The organism is Serratia sp. PL7, from assembly GCF_945957435.1.
This window is the reverse complement of the sequence record NZ_CAMFLB010000075.1, coordinates 1-3,157: the sequence shown is the minus strand read 5'-3', so window position 1 is coordinate 3,157 and position 3,157 is coordinate 1. Positions and strand designations below refer to the sequence as shown.

Here is a 3,157-nt window from a genome sequence, read left to right as displayed (position 1 = left end):
CTTTCCCCGCCAGTGATGGCTACTTTAACTGTGGGTTTTTCTCCCGCCACCACAGATCAGCAAAGCGCCTTAGAAGTGGTGTTAAGCACTATCAATGGCGCAAAGCGTAGCGTGGATGTTGCGGCTTACAGCTTCACCAGTAAGCCAATTGCGGCGGCGCTCGTCGCCGCAAAAAATCGTGGTGTATCAGTCCGGGTTGTAGCCGATGAGAAGGCCAACAATGACAGATACACTGCTGTTACGTTTCTGGCTAATCAGAGTGTGCCGGTTCGCCTTAATGCGCGTTACGCCATCATGCACAATAAGTTTATGGTGGTGGATGGTGACACGGTGCAAACCGGCTCATTCAATTACACCGCCAGCGCTAACAGTCGTAATGCTGAAAATGCGCTACTGGTGCAGAACGCCCCGGCACTGGCGGGAACGTATCAGGCTGAGTTCAACCGGCTTTGGAGTGAATCAATAGCTCAAACCAGCCATTACTAAAAAATGCAGATATCATTGAAGCCCTTCGCCATCGATGGGCTTCATCAGAAATAATCACTAAGCAATTGTTCTTTCCAATCATCTTTATCACTTGAGAGATAATGAGGTTTCCATTCCAAGATCTCCCAACCACAAACCAAAAACTTAATGGAGAAACGTTCATCGTAATTACCAATTGAGTTTGAACCTACACTTACTTTTTCAACCAATCCTACCGAATTAAGAAACGCAATAGCAACCATAATCTCTTGATATGAAAGGCGTAACTTATCTTTAATCGTTTTTAAGGTTACAGCTGAGTACACCTTACCGCCTGACCTGATCATTAGTAGATAAATAAAAATTTTCAGAGAGTTTAACTCAAGAATATTTCTATTACTCATTGATTCAAAAGCAGTTATCCTACCATTTTCATCCACAAGGCCTTTATAAGGGAGTTTGCACCAATGGCCGTAAGATGTATGGAAAGGTGCTGGTACACGTTTCTTATCCTCTAGCTTACAGTTGAGTAAGATGTAGCGTTTTTTCCTCTCTCCGAGAGTCTCAATCACCCCGGTTGATTCGAGATAACGCAATCCTTCGCTGATCAACCTCCGACTCAATGAGCAAAGTTGAGTGAACTGGTCATAAGTTATTGAAGCGCTATACCCTCCCTGGTCATCCACTTCGGATTTCAAACAAAGAAGAATAAAAATTTTCAAGGATGCCACCCCAGTGGAAACCTTGTTTTTCTTTATATTTTTCAGAACATTACAATCCCTCATTACATAATAAGGCATTGGTTTCCATAAGGGAGTCATATCAACGACCTGAGACTAAGAAGTAAACAAGCATAAGGACTGTCGTACATAAAATTAGTCGACAAAGATTGTCAGAGATTTTCGCGACTCGCTCCAGTAATTTTACCTTATTTTCTAAAGACATAAGCATTCTCCATAAATTTTCATCGTTGCGTTTTTACGAAGTATGCCCCTTTACTTAAAAGACTATAAGTCTTTTAAGTAAAGTCTTTCTAGAAGAAAAGAAATAACATATCACATTAATATCAATTAGTTAGCATTGAATTATAGTTCACGAAGTTACTGTTATAGTTCATTAATAATAAAAATTCGAAGCCCTGAACAGGAAGGCTTCACCGTTCAACCGGCGAAAGGCCATTATTCAATGAATTTGAACTCTCTTTCTCCTCTTCCCGCGTTACCCACAACTCTACAATCGAACCCATAACGGCTTGTCCCGCCGTTAAGGGCGCTCCCGTTTGCTGGGATGGCTTGGCTGCCTCCCAGCTCACTGGCTATTTCTCATGTAGATTTGTGGATAACGCTTCCTCATGTGTCCTACTTCAGAAAACCATTATTAATAGCCCCATTGCGGGGCTGTTTACTCCTTAAAAATCCATCAAATAGCGGTGTGCTTTAGAAGCGGCACTTGCAGCTTTAAAAATAAAGCGCTTGTCACCTTTCAACGCTTCCAGCCAGGAGGCTATGTAATTTTCGTGCTGTACTTCCCCGTAAATACTCAGATCAGCCATTAAAAATGCGCTTCCCAGCTCCGCGATCAGTTCTTCAAAGGCATATCCCGCAGATCCAAACTTCCCACCCTTCTCACGGTTTAAACGGTTTTTTGCTCCGCTCCAGTGAACAAGTTCATGCAAGCCGGTAGCGTAAAAATTTGCTGCATCAGTAAAGAGATGACGCTCTGGCATCCAGATCTCATCTGTTGATGGTCTGAAAAAAGCCTGTTGGCCACGCTCAGTAATTTTCGCGCCTGTACGCTGGAACAGTGCTTCAACTTGCGGCAGCGGATCGAATTCTGCCACCGGCTGCGGTGCGGTTTTTTCTTCCAGAGTCAGCCCTTCTATTTGTTCAGCGTTAAAAACGGTGAATGATTTCAGCATTGGGATTTTTTCAACCTCACCCGCCTCGGTTTCCTTCTCAAGCATCTTGTAAAAAATGGCCGTTGTACCCTTCTCCCCCTTGCGAACCTGAGCGCCCAACTCCTGAGCTTGTTTGTAAGTCAACCAGCGGGAATCTGTGAAGCCCTGCGCTGCTGCGCTGTACCACAGCATCATGATATTAATTCCGCTGTAGCTTGTGCCGGTGGTGAAGTTTGACGGAATACCTGACACCGCACCATTACGCTTCCACGGACACACCCACGGCTTAACCCCCGTTTCTAACGCTTCGATGATGCTGTCAGTCACAACCTGGTAAACATCTGGTTTGGCTTTGCCTTTAGAAAATTTCGTTTTTGAGGAGCCTGACTGCTCCAGCGGGGATGCGCTGGTCGCCGGTGCGGGATTAGGGACGCTTGTTTGGGTATGCAGGTTCATAGTCATGGTTGTTTCTCCGTCAGTGTGAATTTCGTCTTCGTATCGCCTGACGGTTCGGCCTCCCCGGAGTCGTTCTGGCCAGCAAGGGCGCGAAGCGGCTATGCATTACCTTGCTGACCAGGTTGTGACGGGTAACGATTACCGGAAGCTGATATGAAGAAGAAAGACTCACAGGAGAAAATGACGGCGAGCATACTCGAACTTAGCGCCCCTTATGCCGTAGCGGTGAAATGCCGTTGTGTCAGCGATGGAAGCCCGGAGGGGTGAAACAGCTCGCTTGGCTCAATGCGGAAGCACGACGTAGCGCCCGGACACCACAGACATGAATAATGACTTGTG

3 protein-coding genes are annotated in these 3,157 nt (G+C 45.7%); 1 reads left to right on the top strand and 2 read right to left on the bottom strand.

Translation table 11 applies throughout. The features are described from left to right. The first annotated feature begins 15 nt into the window (after positions 1–15). Positions 16–486 (top strand): phospholipase D family protein, encoded by a 471-nt coding sequence (locus N6G83_RS54065; RefSeq protein WP_260524413.1) that lies wholly within the window; start codon positions 16–18, stop codon positions 484–486. A 44-nt stretch (positions 487–530) separates the two neighbouring features. Here N6G83_RS54065 and N6G83_RS54060 read toward each other — a convergent pair whose 3' ends face one another. Together N6G83_RS54060 and N6G83_RS54055 are read right to left on the bottom strand one after the other, a co-directional pair. Further along, the gene (locus N6G83_RS54060) at positions 531–1,265 is read right to left on the bottom strand and encodes a hypothetical protein (RefSeq protein ID WP_040118354.1); all 735 of its coding nucleotides are present in this window, start codon (positions 1,263–1,265) and stop codon (positions 531–533) included. Between the two features lie 608 nt (positions 1,266–1,873). Then, positions 1,874–2,824, bottom strand: a complete 951-nt coding sequence (locus N6G83_RS54055; RefSeq protein WP_099065648.1) for an ArdC family protein — start codon at positions 2,822–2,824, stop codon at positions 1,874–1,876. Between the last annotated feature and the right edge of the window lie 333 nt (positions 2,825–3,157).